Source organism: Bradyrhizobium icense, from assembly GCF_001693385.1.
Classification (GTDB): Bacteria; Pseudomonadota; Alphaproteobacteria; order Rhizobiales; family Xanthobacteraceae; genus Bradyrhizobium; species Bradyrhizobium icense.
Map to the genome: position 1 here is coordinate 4,962,300 of NZ_CP016428.1, position 24,040 is coordinate 4,986,339.

At 61.1% G+C, this 24,040-nt stretch carries 22 protein-coding genes and 2 pseudogenes; 16 read left to right on the forward strand and 8 right to left on the reverse strand.

The window, feature by feature from the left end; translation table 11 throughout:
- Position 1: 1 nt before the first annotated feature.
- The 4 genes and pseudogenes from LMTR13_RS23545 to LMTR13_RS39510 form a co-directional block, all read right to left on the reverse strand.
- Positions 2-736, reverse strand: a complete 735-nt coding sequence (locus LMTR13_RS23545) for a TonB family protein (RefSeq protein WP_065732932.1) — start codon at positions 734-736, stop codon at positions 2-4.
- Between the two features lie 53 nt (positions 737-789).
- The gene (exbD, locus tag LMTR13_RS23550; protein WP_065729899.1) at positions 790-1,260 is read right to left on the reverse strand and encodes a TonB system transport protein ExbD; all 471 of its coding nucleotides are present in this window, start codon (positions 1,258-1,260) and stop codon (positions 790-792) included.
- Positions 1,261-1,263: 3 nt separating this feature from the next.
- Positions 1,264-2,232 carry a tonB-system energizer ExbB gene (gene exbB, locus LMTR13_RS23555; RefSeq protein ID WP_065729900.1) on the reverse strand — a complete coding sequence of 323 codons (969 nt, stop codon included), beginning with the start codon at positions 2,230-2,232 and terminating at the stop codon, positions 1,264-1,266.
- A pseudogene (locus LMTR13_RS39510) lies at positions 2,229-2,557 on the reverse strand (PKHD-type hydroxylase); the annotation flags it as partial. The pseudogene LMTR13_RS39510 and the gene exbB, both read right to left, overlap by 4 nt.
- 335 nt (positions 2,558-2,892) lie before the next feature.
- Between LMTR13_RS39510 and LMTR13_RS23565 the strand changes: the two are divergent.
- The 3 genes and pseudogenes from LMTR13_RS23565 to LMTR13_RS39515 all read left to right on the forward strand — a co-directional run.
- Entirely contained in the window at positions 2,893-4,065 is a 1,173-nt protein-coding gene (locus tag LMTR13_RS23565; protein WP_065732933.1) for an efflux RND transporter periplasmic adaptor subunit, read from the forward strand.
- Complete coding sequence (locus tag LMTR13_RS23570) at positions 4,062-7,208, forward strand: multidrug efflux RND transporter permease subunit (protein WP_065729902.1); 3,147 nt, start codon at positions 4,062-4,064, stop codon at positions 7,206-7,208. Before LMTR13_RS23565 ends, LMTR13_RS23570 begins: the two co-directional genes overlap by 4 nt.
- Before the next feature lie 102 nt (positions 7,209-7,310).
- A pseudogene (locus LMTR13_RS39515) lies at positions 7,311-7,661 on the forward strand (invasion associated locus B family protein); the annotation flags it as partial.
- On the opposite strand, the gene LMTR13_RS23575 reads toward LMTR13_RS39515, so the two are convergent.
- Complete coding sequence (locus tag LMTR13_RS23575; RefSeq protein ID WP_335622035.1) at positions 7,597-9,204, reverse strand: arylsulfatase; 1,608 nt, start codon at positions 9,202-9,204, stop codon at positions 7,597-7,599. The pseudogene LMTR13_RS39515 and the gene LMTR13_RS23575 overlap by 65 nt on opposite strands.
- A gap of 139 nt (positions 9,205-9,343) precedes the next feature.
- Between LMTR13_RS23575 and LMTR13_RS23580 the strand changes: the two genes are divergently transcribed.
- The 11 genes from LMTR13_RS23580 to LMTR13_RS23635 all read left to right on the forward strand — a co-directional run bounded on the left by LMTR13_RS23580 (position 9,344) and on the right by LMTR13_RS23635 (position 20,469).
- Positions 9,344-10,048 carry a TetR/AcrR family transcriptional regulator gene (locus LMTR13_RS23580; RefSeq protein ID WP_065732934.1) on the forward strand — a complete coding sequence of 235 codons (705 nt, stop codon included), beginning with the start codon at positions 9,344-9,346 and terminating at the stop codon, positions 10,046-10,048.
- A 472-nt stretch (positions 10,049-10,520) separates the two neighbouring features.
- On the forward strand, positions 10,521-10,868 hold the full coding sequence (locus tag LMTR13_RS23585; RefSeq protein ID WP_065729903.1) for a DUF6788 family protein: 348 nt from the start codon (positions 10,521-10,523) through the stop codon (positions 10,866-10,868).
- 1 nt (position 10,869) lies between these two features.
- Positions 10,870-12,279, forward strand: coding sequence for an ISNCY family transposase (locus LMTR13_RS23590; RefSeq protein ID WP_065729904.1), 1,410 nt, complete (start codon positions 10,870-10,872; stop codon positions 12,277-12,279).
- Between the two features lie 934 nt (positions 12,280-13,213).
- The gene (locus LMTR13_RS23600) at positions 13,214-13,684 is read left to right on the forward strand and encodes a DUF6932 family protein (protein ID WP_156795731.1); all 471 of its coding nucleotides are present in this window, start codon (positions 13,214-13,216) and stop codon (positions 13,682-13,684) included.
- The gene (locus tag LMTR13_RS23605) at positions 13,681-15,129 is read left to right on the forward strand and encodes an XRE family transcriptional regulator (protein ID WP_236843061.1); all 1,449 of its coding nucleotides are present in this window, start codon (positions 13,681-13,683) and stop codon (positions 15,127-15,129) included. The genes LMTR13_RS23600 and LMTR13_RS23605 overlap by 4 nt, the downstream gene beginning before the upstream one ends.
- Before the next feature lie 9 nt (positions 15,130-15,138).
- Complete coding sequence (locus tag LMTR13_RS23610; protein WP_065729906.1) at positions 15,139-15,747, forward strand: DUF4186 family protein; 609 nt, start codon at positions 15,139-15,141, stop codon at positions 15,745-15,747.
- Positions 15,748-16,004: 257 nt separating this feature from the next.
- Entirely contained in the window at positions 16,005-16,775 is a 771-nt protein-coding gene (locus LMTR13_RS23615; protein WP_156795732.1) for a radical SAM family protein, read from the forward strand.
- Entirely contained in the window at positions 16,772-18,046 is a 1,275-nt protein-coding gene (locus LMTR13_RS23620; protein WP_065729908.1) for a hypothetical protein, read from the forward strand. Before LMTR13_RS23615 ends, LMTR13_RS23620 begins: the two co-directional genes overlap by 4 nt.
- Before the next feature lies 1 nt (position 18,047).
- Positions 18,048-18,551, forward strand: a complete 504-nt coding sequence (locus LMTR13_RS23625) for an ASCH domain-containing protein (RefSeq protein WP_083219161.1) — start codon at positions 18,048-18,050, stop codon at positions 18,549-18,551.
- On the forward strand, positions 18,548-19,084 hold the full coding sequence (locus LMTR13_RS23630) for a nucleoside/nucleotide kinase family protein (RefSeq protein ID WP_065729909.1): 537 nt from the start codon (positions 18,548-18,550) through the stop codon (positions 19,082-19,084). The genes LMTR13_RS23625 and LMTR13_RS23630 overlap by 4 nt, the downstream gene beginning before the upstream one ends.
- Positions 19,085-19,680: 596 nt before the next feature.
- Positions 19,681-20,469, forward strand: a complete 789-nt coding sequence (locus tag LMTR13_RS23635) for a hypothetical protein (RefSeq protein WP_065729910.1) — start codon at positions 19,681-19,683, stop codon at positions 20,467-20,469.
- Positions 20,470-20,744: 275 nt separating this feature from the next.
- Here the strand turns inward: LMTR13_RS23635 and LMTR13_RS23640 are convergent, their stop codons facing one another.
- Positions 20,745-21,653: a hypothetical protein gene (locus tag LMTR13_RS23640; RefSeq protein WP_156795733.1), complete on the reverse strand. Its 909-nt coding sequence runs from the start codon at positions 21,651-21,653 to the stop codon at positions 20,745-20,747.
- A 187-nt stretch (positions 21,654-21,840) separates the two neighbouring features.
- Between LMTR13_RS23640 and LMTR13_RS23645 the strand changes: the two genes are divergently transcribed.
- Positions 21,841-22,461 (forward strand): hypothetical protein, encoded by a 621-nt coding sequence (locus LMTR13_RS23645; protein WP_065729912.1) that lies wholly within the window; start codon positions 21,841-21,843, stop codon positions 22,459-22,461.
- Positions 22,462-23,055: 594 nt separating this feature from the next.
- On the opposite strand, the gene LMTR13_RS39520 is transcribed toward LMTR13_RS23645, so the two are convergent.
- Positions 23,056-23,295: a helix-turn-helix domain-containing protein gene (locus tag LMTR13_RS39520; protein WP_083219162.1), complete on the reverse strand. Its 240-nt coding sequence runs from the start codon at positions 23,293-23,295 to the stop codon at positions 23,056-23,058.
- Between the two features lie 93 nt (positions 23,296-23,388).
- Here LMTR13_RS39520 and LMTR13_RS23650 point away from each other — a divergent pair, with 93 nt between their 5' ends.
- Entirely contained in the window at positions 23,389-23,790 is a 402-nt protein-coding gene (locus LMTR13_RS23650; protein WP_065729913.1) for a hypothetical protein, read from the forward strand.
- 15 nt (positions 23,791-23,805) lie between these two features.
- On the opposite strand, the gene LMTR13_RS23655 is transcribed toward LMTR13_RS23650, so the two are convergent.
- On the reverse strand, positions 23,806-24,039 hold the full coding sequence (locus tag LMTR13_RS23655; protein WP_065729914.1) for a DUF2274 domain-containing protein: 234 nt from the start codon (positions 24,037-24,039) through the stop codon (positions 23,806-23,808).
- Position 24,040: the final 1 nt, after the last annotated feature.

Genomic DNA, 24,040 nt, shown 5'->3' on the forward strand with positions numbered 1-24,040 from the left:
GTCAGCTCTTGTTCTTGACGCGGAAGATCACCGGCAGGGTAAAGGTCAGGCCTTCGTCGGCGATGACGGGCGGCGGCATCGGCACCGGATCGGAACGCCGCACCATCGCCAACGCCGCCTCGTCGAAGGCCGGATCGCCCGACCCTTTTTCGATATCGGTCGAGAGCACGTGGCCCATGCGGTCGAGCGTGAAGCGAACCTGGATTTTGGCGGATTTTTGCTGCCGTTCCTTCGGATAGCGCTTGTGCTTGTCAAGATGTGCGACCAGCTCCTTCTGCCAGGTCGCGCGTATGCGCCGCGCGCTCTCTCCGGTGCCGATCACCGGCGCGACGGAACGCTCCCCTTCCGGAATGGCCTCCGAACTTGGCGTCGCCGTCGCCTCGGCGGCAACCGACTCGGTGGAAGCCTGCGTCTGCACGGCCGCAACCTTCGGGTCGTCCTCATTCGGCTTTTTCGACTCGTTTTCCGTCACCAGCCGATCGGCTTCTTCGGGCTCGTTCGGCTTGTCCTGTGGCAGCTCGGTTTCCTTGACCTCCGCCTTCTGTTCCGCGAGTTGCGGCGATGCTGCGGACGCATCGGTGTCCGGACCCGGCGGCAGGTCGGTCACCTCGCGGTGCGGGGAGGCCATTTCCAGTCCGATCTCGATCGCCGTTGCGCCGAGGGCGTCGTCGGCTTCTTCGGTCTGCAAATGCGCGATCGCCAGCGCCGCGCCGCCGATGTGAAGCGCGAGCGCCATCACCGCGGCAGAAATCCAGAGCCGCCGCGAAGGCTTTTGCTCGTCGAGGCCGGTCAAGGCTTTGCCGGCGCCGCCACGTGCGACGCCGCTCCTTCTGGAACGCCTTCCAGCGCCACCAGCTTGATCTTGGCATAGCCGCCGGCGCGCAGGATTTCGAGCACGTCCATCAATTCGCCATAGGGCACAGCGCGGTCGGCGCGCAGGAAAACATGGCGCTCCTTGCTGGCATCAGGCATCGCATCAAGCGAGTGCACCAAATCGACGCGCTTGACCATGTTCTCTCCAATGGCAACCGAGAGATCCGGCTTGATGCTCACGTAAGTCGGCTTGTCCGGCTTCTTTTGCGGGGTTGCCGTGGAAGTCGGCAGATCGATCGGCAAATCAACGGTCGACAAGGGCGCCGCGACCATGAAGATGATCAGGAGGACGAGAATGACGTCGATGAACGGCGTGACATTGATCTCGTGCGATTCCGCGAAATCGCTGTCGTCATCGTGGTCATGTTCTGCGATTGACGCGCCCATCGCCTACTCCGCCGCTGCCGCGCGAGAATGCGAACCACCGTGCGAGCTGACATGGGTGCGATCGAGATCGCGCGACAGCAGCCGTCCTGCGGCGCCTGACGCACGGCTCACCAGTTCCATGTAACCCTTGGTGACTCGCGAAAAGTGATTGTAGATGATGACGGCGGGGATCGCGGCGACCAGACCGAACGCGGTCGCAAGCAGCGCCTCGGCGATGCCGGGCGCCACCACGGCGAGATTCGTGGTCTGCGATTTCGAAATGCCGATAAAGCTGTTCATGATGCCCCAAACCGTGCCGAACAGTCCGACGAAGGGCGACGTCGCGCCGATAGTAGCCAACAGCCCCATGCCGAGCCGGATCCGACGCGCCTCGGCGCGCACGATTTCCGAAAAGCTCGACGCGGCGCGCTCCTTGATGCCGGCGTCGCTCGAGATACCCGCCGACAGCCGCGCCTCGCGCATCGCTGCCGCAAGGAAGGACGCCAACACGCTGCCCTTGGCGCCCAGCGCGAACTGCGCTTCCGCCAGCGAGCGCGCATCGGCGATCTTGGCCAGCGCCCGGCGCACCTTGCGCCGAACCACACTCAATTCGATCATCTTGGCGATGAAGATGGTCCAGGTCACCAGCGAGGCAAAGGCGAGACCGATCATGACCGCCTTGACCACCACGTCAGCCGACATGAACATCGTCCACGGCGACAATTCCTTGAGTTCGGCGGTCGGCGCCTTCAGCAATTTGCTCTCGCGTTCCGCCGGCATCGCGGCTGCATCCGAAGGTGCGGCCGGCGCAGCCGCCGGCTGGGGCGGCGTGGCCGGGACCTGCGATACGGCGGGCGCCTGCTGGGCCGCAGGTGCGGACGGCTCCGCAGGAGGCGTGCCTTGCTGGGCCGACGACGGCGCCGCCAGCGACAGCATCGCCAGCGCCGACATCAGCGCAAATAGCATAACGCGAGAAGGAGACTTGTTGTTCATACTTCGGCCCAGTAGCGGATCAGGTTGTAATAGATACCGGTCAATTTGACCGTTTCGGGGTCGTCTCGCCCAAGCCGCTCCACCAGGGTCTGGATCGAGGTGTCGGGATCGAAGATCAGGCTGCGGGCGTAGGCATCCCGTACCATGCTCTGGAGCCTGAAAGAAGATGCCACACGCATACCCGCGCGACCAGATGCAACTAGACGCAGGACACGAGGTCACCGGCCGCGAACTTGATCTGGCGGGAACCGTGGAGGTCCGCGACCACCAGCTCGACGCCGTCGCATTCATCCGACTCCGAAAGGACGTGCCGCTGACTCAGCTCGCAGCAACCGACCGGCGGCAGGACAAATCCTGCACCGTAGGTACCGAGCGAAGCTTTCGGGGTCAACGCGGTTGGGGCGAGACGCCGCTTGAATCCATCCAGATCAAAACGATTCTAATTTGTGGTTCGAAGCCGTTCGACAGTCGGTAATGCGAATGAGGTTGCGAACCACGCAGGCATCATGCCGATCCTCACGCTGCGCCGCCGCAACCTTTCCAATTGTTTAGGATTCTCAAGCGCTCGTGCGTGTACACGTCAAACGCACCTCCTATATCTGGAATCCGCTGGGAACCGTTCTGAGCACCGTTGCTCTGGTCCTGAACCCATGGGTCAGCATGTCGAGGTCGCGCATTATCACTTGGGTATTGCTGGTCGCGGCGATTGCCGGGCTGGGTTATTTGGGCTGGGAGCGATTCCACGGCGAGGAACGCCTGGCGCAGGCTGACGCCGGGAAGCGCGCGCCGGCCCGCGTCGCCGTCCCCGTCAAGACTGCCCCGGTCGAGAACGCCGATTTTCCGGTCTATCTGACCGGGCTTGGCACCGTGCAAGGTTTCAACACCGTCGTGGTGCGCAGCCGCGTCGACGGCCAGATCAACAGGGTCGCCTTTCAGGAGGGCCAGTTCGTCAAGGAGGGCGATACCCTGGTCGAGATCGATCCGCGGCCATTCCAGGCCGCGCTCGATCAGGCCAAGGCCAAGAAGGCGCAGGACGCAGCCAACCTCGCCAATGCCAGTCTCGACCTGCAGCGCTCTACGAGGCTCGGGGAATTCGCGACACGGCAACAGACCGATACGCAGCGCTCGACCGTCGCCCAGCTAACGGCGCAGGTTGAGGCCGATACGGCAGCGATCTCCAACGCCCAAACCCAGCTTGATTACGCCACCGTCAAGGCACCGATTTCCGGTATCGCAGGCCTCCGACAGGTCGACGTCGGCAATATCGTCAACGCCGCAACACAGACCGGCATCGTCACCATCGCGCAGATCGAGCCGATCGCGGTGATCTTCACCGCACCGGAAGATCAGTTGCCGGATATCAAGGCCGCACTCGCCGCCGGTTCTCCCAAGACCATCGCGCTCTCCACCGATGGCAAGCGGGTCCTATCCACCGGCACGCTTTCCCTGATCAATAACCAGGTCGACACGTCGAGCGGGACAGTCAGGCTCAAGGCGGTATTCGACAACAAGGACCACGCGCTGTGGCCCGGCCAGTCGGTTTCGACGCGGCTGCTCGTTGCGACCCTGAAAAACGCCACCGTGATTCCGGATGATGCTGTTCAGCATGGCGCCGATGGTCTCTACGCCTACGCGGTCAACCAGGACAACAAGGCCGAGCTCCGCAAGATCAAGGTGACGCGCTCGATCGACGGCCGCTCGGTGGTCGATGAGGGGCTGTCGCTCGGCGAGCAGGTGATCACGGCAGGTCAATTCAAGGTTCAGCCCGGAGCGCTCGTGACCACGGCGGTCGCCAGTTCCGATCCGGCCCAAGCCAAGGTTGCCCGGGAATGAGCGGCGGAATCTCCGCGCCCTTCATTCGCTACCCGATCGGCACCTCGCTGATGATGGCGGGGATCATGTTCGTCGGCCTCGTTGCCTACCCGCTGTTGCCCGTCGCCCCCCTGCCGCAAGTCGACTTCCCGACCATCCAGGTCACCGCCAACCTGCCGGGCGGCAGCCCGGAAACCATGGCCTCGTCGGTGGCGCAGCCGCTTGAGCGCCAGTTCGCGCAAATTCCAGGCGTCGCGCAGATGACGTCTACGAGTTATCTCGGCACGACCGCAGTCAACATCCAGTTCGATCTCAACCGCTCGATCGACGCTGCCGCCAACGACGTGCAGGCCGCGATCAATGCGGCCAGCGGCCAATTGCCGAAAAATCTCCCCTCGCCCCCGATCTATCGCAAGGTCAACCCGGCGGATTCGCCGATCCTGATCCTGTCGGCGACTTCGGACACACTGCCGCTCACGACCGTCAGCGACTCCGTGGATGCCCAGCTCGCGCAGCAGATCAGCCAGATCTCAGGCGTCGCGCAGGTCATCATTGGCGGCCAGCAGAAGCCGGCGATCCGCATTCAGATCGACCCGGCGAAACTCGTCGCCAAGGGCCTGTCGCTGGAGGACGTGCGCAGCCAGATCGCGATCACGACCGTTGACAGCCCCAAGGGCAGCATCGACGGCGAGCGGCGTGCTTACACCATTTACGCCAATGATCAGTTGCCGGACTCCAAGGACTGGAACGACGTCATCATCGCCTATCGCAACGGCGGCCCATTGCGAATTCGCGACATCGGCCAGGCCGTCACCGGCCCGGAAGACGCCAAGCAGGCGGCCTGGGCCAACGGCAAGCGCGGCGTGTTCCTGGTCGTGTTCAAGCAGCCTGGTGCCAACGTCATCGAGACCGTAGACCAGATCAAGGGAACGTTGCCCCGGCTGCTCGCCGCACTCCCGCCGGCCATCAAGGTCGAGGTGATGAGCGATCGCACCATGACGATTCGCGCCGCGGTCGAGGACGTGCAATTCACGATGCTGCTCACGATCGCGCTGGTCGTGATGGTGATCTTCATCTTCCTGCGCAATTTCTGGGCGACGGCGATCCCCGCGGTGACCGTGCCGTTGGCGCTGCTCGGCGCCTGTGCGATGATGTGGGTGTGCGGCTATTCGCTCGACAATCTCTCGCTGATGGCGCTCACGATTGCCGTCGGCTTCGTGGTCGACGACGCCATCGTGATGCTGGAAAATGTCACGCGCTATGTCGAGGAAGGCGAGAAGCCGATGGCCGCCGCCTTCAAGGGCGCCAGGGAAATCGGCTTCACCATCGTATCGATCAGCGTCTCGCTGATCGCGGTGCTGATTCCGCTGTTACTGATGGGCGGCATCATCGGCCGGTTGTTCCGCGAATTCGCGGTGGTGCTCGCAATGACCATCTTCGTGTCGATGATCGTGTCGCTGACGCTGACGCCGATGATGGCCTCGCGCTTCCTGCGCGCGCATGGCGAAGTCCGGCACGGCCGGGTCTATCAATGGAGCGAGCGCGGCTTCGATGCGATGCTGCGCTTCTATGAACGCGGTCTCGACCTTGCGCTGCGCTGGAAATTCACGACCCTGATGGTCTTCTTTGCAACGCTGGGATTGTCGGTCTACCTGTTCGTCGTCATTCCCAAGGGGTTCTTTCCGCAGCAGGACAACGGCCTGATCACGGCCACCTCGGAGGCTGGTCAGGACATTTCCTTTGCCGAGATGAAGCGGCGTCAAGAGGAGCTTGGAAAGATCGTGCAGGCCGATCCCGATGTGGCCACGGTCGCGATGGTGATCGGCGGCAGCGGCCGGGCCGGCAACAACGGCAATCTCTACATCACGTTAAAGCCGCGCGACGAGCGCAAGGCATCCGCACAGCAGATCATCGCTCGCCTGCGTCCGCAGTTGGAGAAGGTCGAGGGCGCCCGTCTCTATATGCAGGCAGCTCAGGACGTTCGCCTCGGCGGCCGGCCGACGCGAACCCAGTTCGAATTCACGCTGCAGGACGCCAATTTGGCCGAGCTGAACGAATGGGCGCCAAAAATCCTGGCGAAGATGCAGACGCTGCCGCAGCTTCGCGATGTTGCGACCGACCAGCAGACCAACGGCACCACGCTCGAGCTGAAAATCAACCGCGACACCGCCTCGCGTTACGGCATCCAGCCGCAACTGATCGACGACACGCTGTATGACGCGTTCGGCCAACGCCAGGTGACGCAGTATTTTACGCAACTCAACACCTACAAGGTGGTGCTCGAAGTGCTGCCGGAATTGCAGGGCAGCCTCGACACCCTGAACAAGATCTACGTGAAATCGCCAACCACCGGCGACCAGGTGCCGCTTTCGACCTTTGCCACCTGGACCAGTGTGCCGGTGCGGCCATTGTCGATCAGCCACCAGGGCCAATTCCCGGCAACCACGATCAGCTTCAATCTCGCGCAGGACGTCGCGCTGGGCCAGGCGACCGACGCGATTCAGAGGGCGATGGTCGAACTCGGCGCGCCGACGACGCTCAATTCGAGCTTCCAGGGCACCGCGCAGGCGTTCCAGCAGTCGCTCGGCACCGTTCCGCTTTTGATCCTCGCAGCGCTCGTTGTGGTGTACCTGATCCTCGGCATTCTCTACGAAAGCTACATCCACCCGCTCACGATCCTGTCTACGCTGCCGTCCGCGGGCGTCGGTGCGCTCGCGATCCTGATGCTGTTCGGATTCGATTTCAGCCTGATTGCGCTGATCGGGATCGTTCTTCTGATCGGCATCGTGAAGAAGAACGGCATCATGATGGTCGACTTCGCGATCACGGCCGAGCGCGACGAGCGTCTGGAGCCGGAGGCCGCGATCCGCAAGGCGGCGCTACTGCGATTCCGCCCGATCATGATGACGACGATGGCGGCGATGCTCGGCGGCGTGCCGCTGATGCTCGGTACCGGCACGGGATCGGAAATCCGTCAGCCGCTCGGTTATGCCATGGTCGGCGGCCTGCTCGTCAGCCAGGCGCTGACGCTGTTCACCACGCCGGTGGTTTATCTCTATCTCGATCGGCTTTCGAACGCGTTTGCGCGATGGGGCCGTTCGTCCAATCCTAACCATGATGCGCATTTGCACGCTCACCGGTCGGTCAAACAGGCGGCCGAATGACTTGACTTTGGGCGGCGGCCGACACATCCGGAGGTAGTTCCCTTCGGAGCCAGTTCAGTGAAAATTTCAATCAAACTTGCAGTCGCTGTCGCCTCGATATTCGTGCTGTGCGGCGGCCATAGCCACGCCCAGGCGCCCAAGACCAAGAATGCCGCGCCTACGGCGCAGGCAACGCCGGCTCCCGCCGCCGCGGCCGAGGGCGCGAATACGTCCGCGCCTCCAGGCTGGATTGCACGGTGCAGCAGTGCCAGCCGCGGCGCGCCACTCGAATGCGCGATCGAACAAACAGCGGTTCTGACCAAGACCGGCCAGCTCATCGTGCTGATCAATGTCCGCGTGCCCGCCGACACCCGCGCGCCGATCGCCCTCGTGCAACTGCCGCTCGGGCTCAACCTGCCGGCCGGCGCCAAGCTCCAGATCGACGATGGCAAGACGTTCGATCTGCAGGTCCAGACCTGCGAGGCACGCGGCTGTTACGCCAACGTCCAGATTTCGCCTGACAATCGTAATCGTTTCCCTGGCCATATTCTGGAACGAGACCTTCAACTGCTTGCCGGATTTCAACGCGGCCAGCAACATGCGCTTCGATGGTGTAGCTGCGGCTGCGGACATCGGGCGGCATCTGGGCAACGCCGCCGATTTCCGAGGGTGCCTTGATGCCGATCAGGTCGAGCAAGGTCGGCGTCAAGTCGCAGGCGTGAACGAATTGATGGCGCACCTCGCCTTTCGCTGCAATCTTGTTCGGCCAGGTCATGATGAAGGGATCGCGGATGCCGCCGCCATGGGTATTCTGCTTGTAGCGCCGCAATGGCGTGTTCGACGCCATCGCCCAGCCATGCGGAAAATTGCTGTGCGAGTCGGGCCCGCCAATATCGTCGATCCGGCGCAGCTTCTCCGCGATCGGCTCGGGACGGAAATTATATGGCCCCATTGCGTTGACGAAGCCCCACGGCCCGCCCTCCTGACTGGCCCCATTGTCCGACAGCACCAGGATCAGCGTGTTGTCGCGGATGCCGGCCTTGTCGAGAAAGCCGACCAGCCTGGCCAGATGCCGGTCGGCGTGATCGAGCATGCCGGCGAAGGCCGCCTGCAGGCGCGCGAACACGCGCTTTTCGTCGGCACTATGCTCATCCCAAGCCTTCACGCCATCGTTGCGCACAGGCAAGCGGGTTTCCTGCGGCACGATTCCCATCGCCTTCTGCCGCGCGATCCGCTGCTCGCGCTCGACGTCCCAGCCATGGGCGAACATCGGATCGTAGCTCTTGATGATCTCGATGGGCGCCTGATGCGGCGCATGGCAGGCGCCGAGCGCCACCCACGTCAGCCAGGGAACATCAGGACGGTCGGCGGTGTGGTCGGCGATGAAGCGAATCGCCTGATCGATCAGATCGGACGTCAGGTGATAGCCGTCCGCATAGATACCAGGTGGATCGATATGGGTATTGTCGGATACGAGCTCCGGCGCAAACTGATCGGTCTCGGCATCCAGGAAACCGTAGAACCGATCGAAGCCGCGCCCCAGCGGCCAGCCGTCAAACGGCCCGGTGGCGCCGCTTTCGGTCAGCGGCGTGACGTGCCACTTACCGACTATGTAATTGCGATAGCCATGCGGCTGCAGCATTTCCGCCAGCGTCCCCGCCTCGCGCGCGATCTTGCCCCGATAGCCCGGATAGCCGCTATCGAAGTTGGCGAGGCAGCCGACGCCGACCGAATGATGGTTGCGCCCGGTCAGCAGCGCCGCGCGCGTCGTCGAACACATCGCGGTAGTGTGGAAGCCCGAATAGCGCAGGCCTTCGGCGGCAAGCTTGTCGATGGTTGGCGTCCTGATCGCCGAGCCGTAGCAGCCGAAATCGGAAAAGCCGACATCGTCGAACAGCACCACCAGAATGTTCGGCGCGCCTGCCGGCGGCTTGGCAGCTTGCGGCCACCAGGGTTTTGAGCCGGCCACCGTCTTGCCGATCGTGCCGCCGAACGGTTTTGCGTTACCTGCCGCCATGCTTTTCCTCCCGGTTTTGGATGCGACCGCGGTTGATCCGCTGTTCGCCCGGCTCACGGCGATGCGCAGTCGATGCATTGCCAAAAACCATAATCCGAATTATCATTATGATTACTTCGAGTGGAGACGCAAGTTCCGAATGCAGCAATCGGCCGAACTCGACCTCCCCGGCGTCACACCGTCGCGGCAGAAGCGCAGCCGCGAAACCACGGCCGCCCTGCTCCAGGCTGGCGCCGAGATGTTGCGCACGCACAGCCTCGCGGAATTGTCGATCGAGGCGCTGTGCCGGCAGGTCGGCGCGACCGTCGGCGCGTTCTACAGCCGGTTCGAGAGCAAGGACGCCTATTTCAATGCGCTGATGGCGCTTGCCGCGCGCGACGGCGAAAGCCGGCTGTCGCGGATGAAGGAGGACAAGCGGCTGGCGGGTGCCGATCTTGCCGATCTCAGCCGCCTCCTCGTCCGCGGAACGATCGGCTGGATACGCAAGCACGAAGGCGTGCTGCGTGCCGCACTTCAGCATGACGACACAAGGCCGGACCGGTGGTCCACCTTCAAGGGACTGGCGCGCGCCAACGTGGCGGACGCCACGCCAATCCTGCTTGGCGCCATGGGCCGGAGCAACAAGGCGGCGAAGACACGCGCCATCGCCTTCGGCTTTCAGGTCGTGCTGGGAACGCTGGTCAACGCCATCCTCAACGATCCCGGTCCGCTATCCGTTCACGACCGGGAAATGGAGGAGCGGCTCGGCAATTGCCTGCTGCTGTTGCTGGAGGCCGAGATGACGGCGCCGCCAGCTCGCAGTTCGCGCGGGCGCAAAAAGCCGGTTCGTCGTTCGCAGCGGTAACGCGCGGACCGCGGCAAGTGCGCCCGCGGCATCCTGCAATTCGCACGAAAATGCCCCACCTTCCACGCTTGCCAAGGCCCGGACCGAGCGAGTAGAACGACGCACTAGCGAAAGCGGCGATTTGCATGATCCCGCTCCAGCCGATTGCCCATGACATCCATGTAAGACATTGATGTCATTGAGCAATTATTGGGGAATGGTGTAACGGTAGCACAACGGCTTTCGGGCTAGGTCGTTGAAATCTCTCATCTAGTTTTGCAAATGCCCCACGTTTTGATCCGGCTATTTCCGGCCGCTTCCGAGACGTTTGCAAAACTCTTCTCGTTGTCCTCGGTGTTGAGCAGACTAGCTACTTTCCGGCGCAAAAATCGCTCGGCTTGGAGCGTGCCCAGAGTCGCGTAGTGGAGCGAAAACTGCAAGCTCGGACGGATTGGCGTTGACTTGGGGCGGCGGTACTGATTCATTCTTATGAATGATTCGTGATCGAGCCCTTCAAACGCGCGAGAAGCTTGTCGGCAAGCTGCCGGTCACTGGTGAGCTGCTGCGCGGTTCGCTGCTGGAGCGCACCGTTCGTCACAAGAGCGGCTGCCCGAAGTGCGCGCGCGGCGAAGGGCACCAGGTGCATGTCCTGACGGTGAGCTATGCGGGTGGACGCGTGCGCCAGTTCAGCGTGCGCCGTGAGCGCGTTGCCGAAGTGCGCCGTTGGCTGGAGAATTATCAGAAGCTGAAGGACGCGATCGAGGCGATCTGCGAGCTCAATCACGACCTGTTGCGCCCTGATGCGGCGGTGCCGCGGGGCGGGAGGAAGAAACGTGATTGAGATGCGCAGAGCGCAACTGAGCTTCGGCGACGGCTTGATCGCCGGGGAAGTGAGCGATCTTCGCGAAGGTTGGATGGCATATGCTGACCGGGTTCTGGCGGATCAACAGATCGTGGGCGCGGTCTACGAGGCGCTGGCGAGACGACATCCCAAGAGCCGCAGTCGTGGTCGGCTGGGCGCACCGGCCGAGGTGGTGTTGCGATTGTTGATCCTCAAGCACGTTCGCAACTGGAGCTATCACGTGCTGGAACGCGAAGTGCGTGCCAATCTGGTGTATCGCGACTTCACCCGGGTGGGCGGCGGCAAGACGCCGGACGCGAAGACGATGGGGCGCTGGGGCCTGGCTGTGGATCCGGAGACAATCAAGCAGATCCACGACCGGATCGTGCAAATCGCGCAGGAACAAGGGGTGACGCAGGGACGCAGAATGCGCGTGGATACGACAGTGGTGGAGACCAACATCCACCACCCGACCGACAGCTCGTTGTTGGGCGACGGGGTCAGGGTGTTGATCCGCACCATGAAGAAGATCACCAGGATCGCGGGCACGGCCGGAACGAAGCTGCGCGACCGAACGCGAAGCGTAAAACTGCGCCTGCTCGATATCGCGCGAACCGCGCGCGCCAAAGGACCGCTCAATCACGAGAAGCTCAAGCAAGGCTACCGGCGGCTGTTGACCTCGACGAGCCGTGTAGTGGGGCAAGCGAAGCGCTTCTCCCAAGAGATCTCCGCAGGCGTGAAGCGGGCCAAGGGCATCTTGAAACGGCTGGCCCTGCAAGGCTTGCGGCAGGAGCTGGAAACGATGATGCCGCTCGTGCGACAGGTGATGCGGCAGACCCGGGAACGCATCTTCCGCGGCAACACGCGGGCAGAGGACAAGCTCTTCAGCGTGTTCGAGCCATCGACGGAGATCATTCGCAAGGGCAAGGCCGGCAAGCCCAACGAGTTCGGCAAGATGGTCAAGCTGCAGGAGGCCGAAAACCAGATCGTGATCGACTACGAAGTCTATGATCGGCGGCCGAGCGATTCGGACCTATTGGTTCCGGCCATCGAAATCCACCAAGCCAAGCTCGGCCGCACGCCACGCCTGGTCGCGGCAGACGCCGGGTTCTATTCCGCCAGGAATGAAGCCGCGGCGAAGGCGAGCGGCGTCAAACGCGTCTGCATCCCCAATCGCTCCACCAAGAGCGTCGCGCGCAAGCGCGAGCAGAAGAAGCGCTGGTTCCGCAACGGCCAGAAATGGCGGACCGGATGCGAGGGGCGCATCAGCGTGGCCAAACGGCGGCACGGGCTCGATCGCTGTCGCTACAAAGGCAGCAGCGGAATGAAGCGCTGGGTCGGGCTCGGCGTTGTCGCCGACAACCTCATCAGCATCGGTCGCGTGTTGGACGAACAGTCACTCCAAAGGTAGTCCACTTCCAGCGCAACCTTGGCCTCACATCGCCCCGCCGGCCCCTGGCGGGGCTTCTCGTTGTCTGCGGGGTTGACCGCGGCCCTTCAGAACCCGGATTTTTTGCGCCGGAAAGTAGCTAGGCGTTGCCAGCCTGCTAAAATTACCGAATGGAACGCGCGGAGTAGGACCCTCCTCGAAGCCGTGGAAGCTGGTCGAGCGCGCCGAGTCCTTCGAGGTTCAAGACTTGGCCAGCCGAACGCGAGCCTTCTTATTTCTCCGACGATCGTGGCGCTGCGTCTTTTATCCGTGCTCCGAGCCTCGGACGAACGCAAGTCCGCGACCGCACTTCACTGAGTCGGACACGAACGGGCCCACGCCGAATGTGGTGATGGCTCTATCGGCACGCCATCCCAGTGGGAGCGCTTCGTAAGCGGCTCCCCACGGCTTCAGCATTTTCCACTCGGCCGAACTCAAGAGCCGCAGGGAGATTTTGCCGGCTGGACGGACGAGCAGGCGCGAGCCTTGATCAATGATTTGGTGGCCATCGTGCGAGACAAGCCCACCTTCAACGCTCCGATGCGCACGCATTGTTTTCTTACCGGCGGAAAGCCTAACTCGCTCAGTGGTACCTTCACAGTCCGCCTAAAACCGATCAACTTAGCCGAGCGATTTCAACTGAAGACGTGGATTTATGGTGCGCTCGGATGGCGTCGTATTCGCTGTCATTTCAATAACTTAGCCTGCCCCTAGAAAGCTAAAGGTACGTTTCAAGTGCAAGAGTGCCTTTAGAGAGTTGGCGCTTCGGAACGACTCTGGGTCGCCGTCCCCCGCGCGAACGCTTTTACCACTAACATTTTCAGGCCGCCTCCGCCTTGCATAGCCCCAACGACGCGACCTCCCGACCTCTTCAGCCGGTCACTGCACATGACAAGAGGTGTCAGAACTAGAACACTTGACGAACACTCAACCCAACGATATCGTTGCGTCATGCTTCCTGATCGACTCATCGACCAGCTACCTGCCCCCCGGGGCACATGAAGCCCCCTGGAGCGAGGTCGCCCCGCGTTTCGGCTGCAATGGTCACCGCACCCGCCTCGTCGGAGGCCTGCTGGCGGCTCTGCAAAATCTCGCGGGGGCAGGCTGTCGGTCGGTCCTGCTCGACGGAAGCTTCGTTTCACAGAAGGACCTGCCGGAGGACTATGACGGCGCCTGGGATACACGGGGGGTCGATCCCTATCGTCTGGACCCCGTGCTGCTTGATTTCACAAATGGTCGCGCAGCCATGAAATCCAAATATCTAGGCGAGCTCTTTCCGGCATCGTCCCTCGCCGCCCCCGGTGTGCTCTACCGCGACTTCTTCATGAAGGACCGTAACGGGGTGCCCAAAGGCGTCATCAACATCGACCTTGGGAGCCTGCCATGATCACCAACGAACGGCAGTACAAAATTACACGGAGCGAGGCCGACCGTTTTCGCAAGGCCATCAGCGAGACGACCAAAGGCCCGTCGAGAGCAGACGTGCATCCGCGCCTGCTTCAGGCCGAGCGCGAGGCCATGGAGAGCCAGCTTGCTGACCTGCAGGCTGAGCTTGCCGAATATGATCGCCTGAAGTCCGCCGACCTGTCGGTGATCTCGATCAACTCGTTCGACGAACTGGCCGATGGCCTTATCCGGGCACGGATCGCGAGCGGACTCAGCCAGAAGGCTCTCGCCGACCGGCTTGGGCTTAAGGAACAGCAAATCCAGCGTTACGAGGCCGAGCGCTACGCATCCGCCAGCTATCAGCGCCTGCGGGAGATCGCCAATGCGCTGGGTGTGCGCATTAAGAACGACATCCTCCTGCCTGTGGCTCCCAACAGCTTCGGCGGGCTCGTCAGCAAGCTGCGTCAGGTCGGACTTGATCGCGAGTTTCTTCTGACGCGGCTGTTGCCGTCGGTCGACGCGGCGCGTGCCAGCGGCGAGGTCGCTAGCGAGGACGACGACTATACCTTGACCGCCAGAGCGGGCACGGTCCTCGAACGCGTTTTCGGCTGGACTCGCGATAATGTTTTCGGCCCGCAGGCGCTGGTCGCGCCGCGCTTCGCTGCGGCCGAAGCACGGTTCAAGATGCCCGAGAATCGCGCGCAGGCAACAACCAGCCTTTATGCTGCTTACGCGAACTATCTCGTCGTCGTCGCGCTCAAAGGGGCGCGATCGCTGCCCAAGGCCGAAATCCCAACTGACCCGGCGGTCATGCATCGCCGCATTCAGGAGACCTACAAGACCATCGATCTTAAGAGCGCGCTTCATACCGCTTGGGATCTAGGTGTCGTTGTTCTACCGCTTCGCGATCGCGGTACTTTTCATGGCGCCTGCTGGCGCTATGGCGGCCGCAACGCGGTCGTACTGAAACAAACGTCTAAGCATGAAGCCCGATGGCTATTCGATCTGCTGCACGAGCTCTTTCATGCTGGCCAGCGCCCAGAGGTCGATACACTGGAGGTGATCGAGGCGGATGAGACCTCCGCCGAACGACGCAACTCGAATGAGGAGATCGCCGCCAGCCAGTTTGCCGGCGAAGTCGTGCTCAACGGCAAGGCTGAGACCTTGGCGCAGGCATGTGTCCAAGCTGCGCGTAATTCGGTGGAGCGATTGAAGAGCGTCGTCCCGACAATTGCGGCGAAGAACGGGGTGAGCGTTGGTGCGTTGGCTAACTACCTCGCCTTCCGTCTCTCCTGGCAGGGCGTGAACTGGTGGGGCACGGCGGCCAACTTGCAGGCGGATAACAGCGATCCCTGGACGATTGCGCGCGACGTCTTCGTCGAACGCTTCCCCTATGACATCGACAACGAGCTCGATCGACAGCTGCTCGATCGGGCGCTGCATTGAGGTCTTTCCATGTCCGAATTTCAGAAACCCGCGCCGCTCGACATCAAGTGCACGTCGACCGATTGCGATAACGACCTGCACTGCTTCAAGCAGCTGAAGAAGATGACGCCTGACCAGCGCGGCAAATGCCGAGCGTGCGGGGCAGATCTGGTCGACTGGAAGCGTCTGCACCGCCGTGACAAGGGCGATGCAGCGCACACCTTCGAAGCGCTTCAGCATGAGCTGATACGTCATCACTTTTTCCACCGTCCCGTTGACGAACAAGCTATGCGCCACGCGCAACGAAAGGGACGCATCGCGCTGAAGGGCGCCGCCCGCGACCGCCTCGGAAAATATCTGGCGGTCGCCGAGCCGCCTCGCGACGGTCGCCAGACCCCCCTCGAAGGCAATGCGATCTATTACGCGCAGCACGCGACTGCGACATGCTGCCGGACATGCCTTCAGTATTGGCACAACATCCCGAAAGGCCGGCCACTGACGGCCGAGGAATTCGATTATTGCGCCACCCTTGTTGACCTCTTCCTCGATGAGAAGCTGCCCCATCTAGCGGATGAGCCGATGAAGGTGCCGCCCCGCCCCCGTGGCCTGCCGCCCGAACCGGAGGGGCCACATCCGTGACAAGCGCGGCCAAGCCCATCGATACCAAGCGATTCGCCACGCGACTACGCGGACGGGCGATCGACGTCGAAGGCGGCCGCATCTTGATCTCGCGCCTCGCCGGCTCGGGCCAGGAGGCCGACCTCACGCTTCCGGCCAACTGCAACGGATACGGCCGGGTTCGCCATTTCCGGTTGGCGACGGCCAAGGGCTGGCCAGCGAATCCGCTCCCGCTTGCGCCGGCCTGCCGCGCGCTAGGTATCGCGCCGATTCCGGACATGATGACCGCGCTGGTGTTTCAGAACGCTGCTTGTGCATGGCGCTGTTGGTACTGTTTCGTGCCGGAGGAGCTACTGAAAGCCGATCTCAGCCGCTCAGCGTGGTTCACGGCAGCGGAACTGGTCGACCTATATCGCCAAATCCCGGACAGCCCTCGGATCATCGACCTCTCGGGAGGATCGCCGGACCTGGTGCCCGAATGGACGCCTTGGATGATGCGAGCGCTCGCCGACGCCGGCCTCGCCGAAACGACCTATCTCTGGACGGACGACAACCTTAGCACCACCTATCTCTTCGACGTTCTGCCGCCTGACGACCTCGCGCTTCTGCGTCGCTACCGCAATTATGGTCGCGTTTGCTGCATCAAGGGCTTCGACGGCCGCTCGTTCGCATTCAACACACGCGCCGCGCCTCAGGATTACGAGCGCCAATTCGAGGTGCTTCAGCGGGTGCTGGATCTGGGGCTAGACGTCTACGGATATGTGACGTTGACGTCTCCACACGATGATGGCGTCGCTCACGGCGTAGCCGACTTGATCGATCGGCTGCAGGCAATTGATCCAAACTATCCGCTCCGCGTAATTCCCTTGCGGATCCAGGTGTTCACGCCGGTCGAACAGCGTCTCGCCCGTGATGATGCTCGTGAGAGGAGCCTCCTCGTCCAAGAGGAAGCTATAGCAGCCTGGATCAACGAGCTTGAGCGCCGCTTTCCTCCAGACCTGCGTGCGTTGCCGATCTGTGACGTGTCGCTTCGCACGAGGCCGGTATGATCGCTTCACGCCGCTCCTTGTCGCAGGCCGCATTCGCAGCACGGGTCGATAACCTTACCAAGACGGCGATCACGGATGGCGCGATCAGCTTTGCGGCGCTCTTGCGGGGGCTACCTGGCGTTTATCCGACCGAGGCCTTGGCGTCGGTCGATCGGCTGGCAGGCGACAAGGCAATTGACCCTGCCGTTGCGGCCTCAATCCGCCGAGAGGCGGCCGTCACCGCTACAGCGGTGGTCGAGGGTCGATCGCTATTACCGCTTCCGCACCCATTGGACTACGAATGGCGGGTCACGCCTGACGCTGCACGTTCGCTACTCAATCGCGCCGCCGACTTAACACCCGCGGAAGGCGACCTGCTCCTGTTCGGAACGCCGGGCCTTGCCGTCGAGGCGTTGACCTTGCCTATCGGCCGGCGCCTAGCCTTCCTCGCCGAGAGCAACGGCATCACTTATCGTGTCCTCGCACTCAATCGCGCCACTGGATCTCCGCTGTCCATCGCGTTCTGCAGCGGCGGTCTACCCCGCGAGAGCGCCGACGCGGTCCTTCTCGATCCACCCTGGTATCTTGATTTCGTGCGTCCCATGCTTTCGGCCGCTGCGCACGCGTGCCGCCCCGGAGGCGTCGTGCTGATCAGCCTGGCACCCAACGGCGCGCGGCCGAGTGCGGAGGCCGATAGGCATATCACTATAGGGTTCGCCCGACGGCTCGGACTCGCCGTGATAGACCATTCACCGCTGGCTATCGGCTATGAAACGCCTTTCTTCGAGCGTAACGCCCTGGCCGCCGCGGGCATCTATCCGCCGCCGCAGTGGCGCCGCGGCGACCTTGTCGTGTTCAGAAAGACGTGCGCACCGACAAGGCCGCCGCCGGCATCGTCGGTCCGCCGTCGTGAATGGAACGAAGTTGGCATCGGCCGCATGCGACTATTCATAAGGAGAGCTGACGAGGCGAGCTCTGACGAGGCAAGTCTGACATCGTTGGTCGACGGCGATATCTTACCAACCGTAAGCCGCCGCGATCCACGCCGTCGACTGGCCAACGTCTGGACTTCCGGAAATCGCATCTTTCACACAGACAATCCACAGCTTGTGCTTGAGGCGGCGATTTCGTGCGCTGGCGAAGCGATAGGATCTGGTGTCCAACCTCGGCTCTGGGGCACTACCGCGAGCATGAGACGCTGGAGCGAGTCGCAGCCGAGCTGCGAGCTCTCGCAGCGATCGAGGCGCAAGAAGAGGGTAAAGCGCCGACAGTTGCGACGGAACGGAGTGTGACTTGGAGGTGGAGCTCAACGAACTATTGGAGCAGGTCGACGGTCACCATTTCTGGCTGACCTATCTCTCAGACGCAGCCCGACCGACGAGCCGGATCGGCATTCATCTTGCAATCTTTGCCGAGCCGTTCCTCTCCATGGTCCTCTCCGGCGAGAAGACAATCGAGTCCCGCTTCAGTCGCAATCGGTGCGCGCCTTACGGTGAGATCTACGATGGCGACATTATTCTCCTTAAGGAGGTGGCTGGGCCGATCTGCGGCCTCGCGCTCGCGCGTCGTATCTGGTCCTTTGACCTCGGCCACGAGCCGCTCGACCACATCCGAAATCGCTTTGGCGCGGGCATCCGCGCCGACGATGAATTCTGGTCCTCTCGTGCCGATGCTCTTTATGCAACCTTGATTGAACTCGATGCACCCACTTCAATCGCGCCGGTAAGCTGTGATAAGCGTGACCGGCGGGGCTGGGTGTCCCTGCGATCGCGTCAGATGACGTTTAATTTTGCATGAGTTTACTCCTCTGTTTTTCAGGCCAAATCGGCAGCGGCAAGTCCTCTGTCAGCATAGCGGTTGCCGCAGCGCTGGGCTGCAGACGGACGGGGTTTGGCGATTACCTGCGAAGCGAGATCGCTCGTCTTGGCGGCGATCCAAACGACCGCAAAGCGTTGCAGGACCTTGGTCAGAAGCGGGTCGAGGACGATTCAGCGGCATTCTGCCGCGACGTACTTGCTGCCGGCGGCTTTCAGGCTGGCGACGACTTTGTGATCGACGGCATCCGGCATGTCGCGATATTTGAGATACTTGCCACGGTGGGTAAGCCATCCGAAGCGCGCCTATTGTATCTCGGCGCCCCCGAGACCACGCGCAACGTCCGAGTTCAATCCAGGGACGATGCCCAAGATTTCGTTCGTGCATCCACCCATCACGTTGAAACTGAGTTGCAAGACGCGCTCCCGCAACGTGCTGACGCGGTGATTGACGCGGACCAACCATTCGATCGGGTCGTAGCTGACTGTCTCGAATTGGTCCGCAGCTGGCAGTAGCGTTACTGCCGCATCATGAAGGGCCGTTCGTCGAGCAATATCGGCCGCTCGAACTCGATATCCGAGACCAGGGCCGCGTGAGCGCGATCACGGCACATGGGCAAGCCGACGAGCCGCCGATTTGTGCGCAGGACTACGCTACTGCTCCATCGAAGGGAAGCCGCTTTCCTTGGCGCGGCCCTCGTTCAAGTAGAGCGGCGACCACCGCAGAGCGAACGCTGGAAGTACACCGTTACGAGTAACAATGCGGGAACAGAAATTTCGAAAAACTTTTCGTATCAATAACTTATGACCATATGGTGCGCTCGGAGGGCGGTCGCATTTGTTGCGATTTCAACAGCTTATCTGGAGGCAGCAAACCGAAAAGTGCCCATCAAGCCCAACCGTACCTTTCACCCCCATACTGATCGAGTTGCTCGCCCATCATTGAAGGCTTTCGTTGCCGGCGTTGTAGAGATGCGCCCCAATATGACAAGAAAGGTACTGACAAGGCACCGAAGAACATTTGAAATGCCCATCGAGCCGTACCACCTGAAACAAGGTCCATCGGTATCTTTTGAGATTTTCCGATAATCCAAGGGCCAGCAAGGGGCGTCGTGACCGATCTAACCGAGGAGCCGGACGGCCCGACCGACCAACCGGAGCCCAACCAATTGAACCACCGCGAGGAAGCCCGCGCGCGCCGCGGTGTGCTTCTTCCGGTCGAACGTCACCTCAGTTACGAGATAGAGACGCATCACCGAAAACATAATTGGAGCGTGGAGCGCGGTGGCCTGATCGGACGGGCCTGGATCGAACGGTTCTGCGATCCGAAGGACGCGGATTATCACTTCCAGGACCGCAAAGTTTTCTTTGTGATCGAGCGGGGTGACCGACGCATCGCGGCAGGCACACTGACAATTTGGCGGGGCATATACGATGAGGATGGCGACGGCTGGGACCTTGAGGGCTTCGTTCGGCGCGGCGATATCAACTCGCAAAGCGAGTATGATATGGCCGTCGCGGTCGCAAAAGTTTGGGGCAGCGATGATGAAGAGAACTGGTGGACTGACGACCCATTTTGCTACGGCCACCTCTGTAGCTTCGATAGGCTGGTGATCAACGCGAAGACATCGGCTGACGTCGAGGCTGCATGGCAGATCATCGACGCCCTTCTCAAGCGTGTTCGACGTGGCATGGCGGTCATGGTGCTTAAAGCGTTTCCTCTCGACTATGAGGGCGGAGTGACGGCGGAGAACCAGCCGGCTTTCGAGCGTCGGCAGCGCGCACTTATGCGCCTTTATCAGCGTCGCATCGGTTTTGAACCAGTGCCCCATAAAGCGCTGGCTGATGAAGGCTGGATGCTACGCTTGTTCAACGAGGGCGCACGGCCAGACGTCGAATGATCGACCTCGTTCGCCCAGTGGGAGATCAGAGAACATTCAATGTCGAAGACACCAAATAGGCCTGGTCGGGTCTGCGCCGCAATCGGCCGCGCACTCGATGCCTTCACCTCCGAGGAATGCGCCAATTACCTCAAAAATTCAGGCTATCGAACTTAATGCCATCACGCTTTAGGATTTGGGTGGCCGACCGAAGGAGACGCCACAAAGGCTAGCGGGCTTTCTTGACCGAAGCGCTGTCGGGATCGATCGGGCCGGCACGGTCCCCGATCCGTTGTCTAGGGCTTTTTCAAGCTCTTCACCAAGCCACCAAGGATTTCGTTGATTCGCGCAGGGGGGAGGAGAGCCGTCATGTCGAGTCGGATCGCGAGTTGGCCTTGGCCTGATCTGAACGACGCGTCCACAATCGTCGGATTGAGATCCGCATACTCCTTCGGAACGGAAATCGTCAATTTGTTGGGATCAATCGCCCGCTCCAGGGCCTTCTTGGCCTGATCGTTGATGTTGATGCCCGCGATGCTGAGAAGGCCGTTGGTTATGAAGACAAATTGCCCGCCAAGCTTGACGTTCGGTTCGCCCAGGACCAAGCTCAGCGACGCATCTCCAGTCTTCTGAAGTTTGACCGGCAGTGTGGCGTCGAACGGCTGGGTGAAGCTCTTGTTCTTGATGGGGCTTGCTGGTCGGGTCTTTGGGCAGCCGAACACGTAGTGCCCACCGAACGGGAGGTCACCACGGCAGCCCGTTGAGTCCCAGTACGTTTCTGGAACGGGGTTCTCTACGCAGGTCCAGCCGTCAACGTCACCCGACAGCGCAACCACCGCAGTGTCGCCCTCGCCCTTTAGCGCGCGAATTGTGAGGCTTACGACAGGGTTTACCAACGTGTAGCTTTTGCAGTTGTCGCGCGGCAGCGGAAGCGTGCCGACGATTTGAGCGAACTTCTGCTGCAAATCGACAAGGCTGGCATCTAGGACAAGGGAGAGGTGCAGGCCGTCGGACTTCGTTTCGACCGCAAAATTCATGGCAACCGCCGTGTTGACAGTAATGCCCTGCACGTCCTGGCTAAGCACGATCGGCCCGATAGCTATCCGATCACTTTGCGAGACCGAGGAAGCATTGGAGCCGGGAGCGGTCTCGGCGATCGCCGCCGTGCAAAGAGAAAACCAAAGCACCATCAGCAGGACGCGCACGGCACACACCTCTCCCGTCAATCTCGTTTTGAACATAACGAAGACCCCCGGCTACTTCAACCAGAGCGTTTCTGTTACTTTTGGCTCGCGCGCCGATCAATTTGGACTTTTCTCGAGACGAGGGATTTGCCAAATTGGTGATCATCACACTCTAGTCGATGCACGATACAGGCCATCGAATCCGCCCATGCTTCCCCTTGCAAAATTCTGGACTTGGCTCGGCAACTACTTCGTCCCCCTCGCTGTTGCGTGGGGTTACTTTGTCCGCAACGGACCTGATCAAGGCGTACAGATCTCGAGGGCATATTGGGGTCTGGCTGTCTCACTGCTTGTGGGCGTCCTGCTGATCTCCACGCTCTCGCTCTACATAAAGAAGGCTCGGAGCGCCAAAGCGATCGCCATCCCTCCGAATACCACGTTCGAGAGCGAGTCCGACCGCAACCTCGTCCTCTCCTGGGGCAGCGCCGTGACGTACATTCTCACCCTGATCACCGCGCTGATCGTGTTTGGCAAAAGGTACTCGGACAGCAAGATCCACGCATGGGAAAAGAACACCTCTCTGGTCGATTCGTTCTGGGGAAGCCGTGCAGTGACGTTCACCCGGAGCTGTAACGAAAGCTCCTGCTACGCCATGGGAAATCGGTTTGGAGCCGATGGCAAGCCGCTGGAATATGTCGACCAGTACTTGCCGTACGTTACTGACCCCGCTCTGGCCCTCCTGGGTCTGCTCCTGTTCGTGTCGATTGTTGTCCTGTTGGTCACAATTTTCCGCAAGCCCCCAGCGTCGCTCGAACAGAACGATTACTAGGCTCGCTTATTCGGATGAGACCCAATTTGCTTTTCCACGTGATGACGTCTCTCAGCCAGCACGTGTGAGACAAAGAAGGCCTGCCCGATCCTCAATGGAATTCTACCAAAGCCCAAGCCGCGAGAGATGTCGCAGCCTAGTTTCGGGAACGCGTTTTCTCCCCCTAAGGGAAGTCTCCCACGTCACGTCCTTGATTTCGATTCCTGCAGCATTTCGCAAGAACTTGACCGCTTCATTGTTTTCACCAGGTCCTTGCGTGATGTCGTGGATTGCGTTGTTGACCGCCACGACAATCGAATTCCCTGAAGCAACCCGATCCGCCAATGCCCTTCGAAAAGCATTTGCCAAATTCGTTAAATGTCAGCCAGCCGGCGGTGCACGCCGCCGCCGTGACCGGTACGCCTCCAGATGACGCCGCGCACTGCGCCGCGATCATCCATTCCTGATTCATCTTTGGTCCTGCAGCGCGAAGCGCGAGCCCCGCATAGCTCGAGGATTGCGTTGCGCAAGTTAGCAGTCGCCGCTCCTCTGACGAAGCTATTGATTAAAGGGAGTTTTTGTGAGCGCACCAAGTCTTGAACCTAGGCCCGCTGATTAAGAGTCAGCAGCTCCGACGGTTCGTCGTCGCCGACGACGAACTAGCTCCTCAGGGTCGACATCCAGAGCTCGCGCTATCCGCTCAAGTACTAACAGAGATGGATTTCTCTTGCCCGTTTCAACGCCACTTAGATAGGTCTGATGAACCTTGCACCTGTCGGCGAGCTCCTCTTGGCTGAGTTTCTTTGCTCGGCGCAACTCCTGAATGTTTAGGCCGACTCGGTCCTGCAAGCGCATGCAGGAAATCAAGAGAAACAGCGCTATCAGCCCATAGACTATGAGTCATAAAGCGACTAGTTTAGGAATTGCTGATGGAAGTTTCAGAGAGCTATGTCACCAGAAACAGTTGACCCCACCTTAGGCGCCTTCGCCAAATACGGCCAAAGCACTGCAACCGTTGGCTACCGTGACGCGTCGACAGGACGAGTGATAGCCTCTATCGAAATTCCGGCCCAAGTGATCGAACGTGCGGTTCTCGAGAACGCTTCCGTAGAAATCACCTTGCTAGGCGACGGCGAAATTGCCTCCGCCGTCGCCGGATCGGCGTCCGATTGCTTTTCGGCAAGGACGAGCGTCCCCGTTGACCATCTAGTGGACGTGTTCGTGAGCAGCGGTAACCTGCACAAGGAAGAGGCCACGGAAGCGGACCTGAGAACATTGCTCGAACGCCTTCAGAGATCCGTTCAAGCGGTAGAACGCACGATCAGCCTCCTCAAACGTGCGGCGAAATAGAGGCAAAGTAGCAAATTAAGATGAGACGCCTATCGATTCGTCGTGTCTTCTCTTGCTGCCTTTCCGAAAATCTACGTCACTGTCAAGGAATGCCTCCAGCATAAACGGCACTAGCTCCGTCACTTCCTCCCGGCTGCCGTAAGTCTCGGCATAAAAATCGGCATACTCACGCAATCGCCTCGCAAGGCCCGGAGCGAGCACAACGTTCATCTTGACCGCAGTCCGATCAGGTAGTTTCGCGAGCTTCATC

Coding starts and splice junctions, on each gene's coding strand:
- LMTR13_RS23545 (WP_065732932.1), bottom strand. CDS start 736: ATGGCGCTCGCGCTTCACATCGGCGGCGCGGCGCTGGCGATCGCGCAT.
- exbD (WP_065729899.1), bottom strand. CDS start 1,260: ATGGGCGCGTCAATCGCAGAACATGACCACGATGACGACAGCGATTTC.
- exbB (WP_065729900.1), bottom strand. CDS start 2,232: ATGAACAACAAGTCTCCTTCTCGCGTTATGCTATTTGCGCTGATGTCG.
- LMTR13_RS23565 (WP_065732933.1), top strand. CDS start 2,893: ATGTCGAGGTCGCGCATTATCACTTGGGTATTGCTGGTCGCGGCGATT.
- LMTR13_RS23570 (WP_065729902.1), top strand. CDS start 4,062: ATGAGCGGCGGAATCTCCGCGCCCTTCATTCGCTACCCGATCGGCACC.
- LMTR13_RS23575 (WP_335622035.1), bottom strand. CDS start 9,204: ATGGCGGCAGGTAACGCAAAACCGTTCGGCGGCACGATCGGCAAGACG.
- LMTR13_RS23580 (WP_065732934.1), top strand. CDS start 9,344: ATGCAGCAATCGGCCGAACTCGACCTCCCCGGCGTCACACCGTCGCGG.
- LMTR13_RS23585 (WP_065729903.1), top strand. CDS start 10,521: ATGATTCGTGATCGAGCCCTTCAAACGCGCGAGAAGCTTGTCGGCAAG.
- LMTR13_RS23590 (WP_065729904.1), top strand. CDS start 10,870: ATGCGCAGAGCGCAACTGAGCTTCGGCGACGGCTTGATCGCCGGGGAA.
- LMTR13_RS23605 (WP_236843061.1), top strand. CDS start 13,681: ATGATCACCAACGAACGGCAGTACAAAATTACACGGAGCGAGGCCGAC.
- LMTR13_RS23610 (WP_065729906.1), top strand. CDS start 15,139: ATGTCCGAATTTCAGAAACCCGCGCCGCTCGACATCAAGTGCACGTCG.
- LMTR13_RS23615 (WP_156795732.1), top strand. CDS start 16,005: ATGATGACCGCGCTGGTGTTTCAGAACGCTGCTTGTGCATGGCGCTGT.
- LMTR13_RS23620 (WP_065729908.1), top strand. CDS start 16,772: ATGATCGCTTCACGCCGCTCCTTGTCGCAGGCCGCATTCGCAGCACGG.
- LMTR13_RS23630 (WP_065729909.1), top strand. CDS start 18,548: ATGAGTTTACTCCTCTGTTTTTCAGGCCAAATCGGCAGCGGCAAGTCC.
- LMTR13_RS23645 (WP_065729912.1), top strand. CDS start 21,841: ATGCTTCCCCTTGCAAAATTCTGGACTTGGCTCGGCAACTACTTCGTC.
- LMTR13_RS39520 (WP_083219162.1), bottom strand. CDS start 23,295: ATGCGCTTGCAGGACCGAGTCGGCCTAAACATTCAGGAGTTGCGCCGA.
- LMTR13_RS23650 (WP_065729913.1), top strand. CDS start 23,389: ATGTCACCAGAAACAGTTGACCCCACCTTAGGCGCCTTCGCCAAATAC.
- LMTR13_RS23655 (WP_065729914.1), bottom strand. CDS start 24,039: ATGAAGCTCGCGAAACTACCTGATCGGACTGCGGTCAAGATGAACGTT.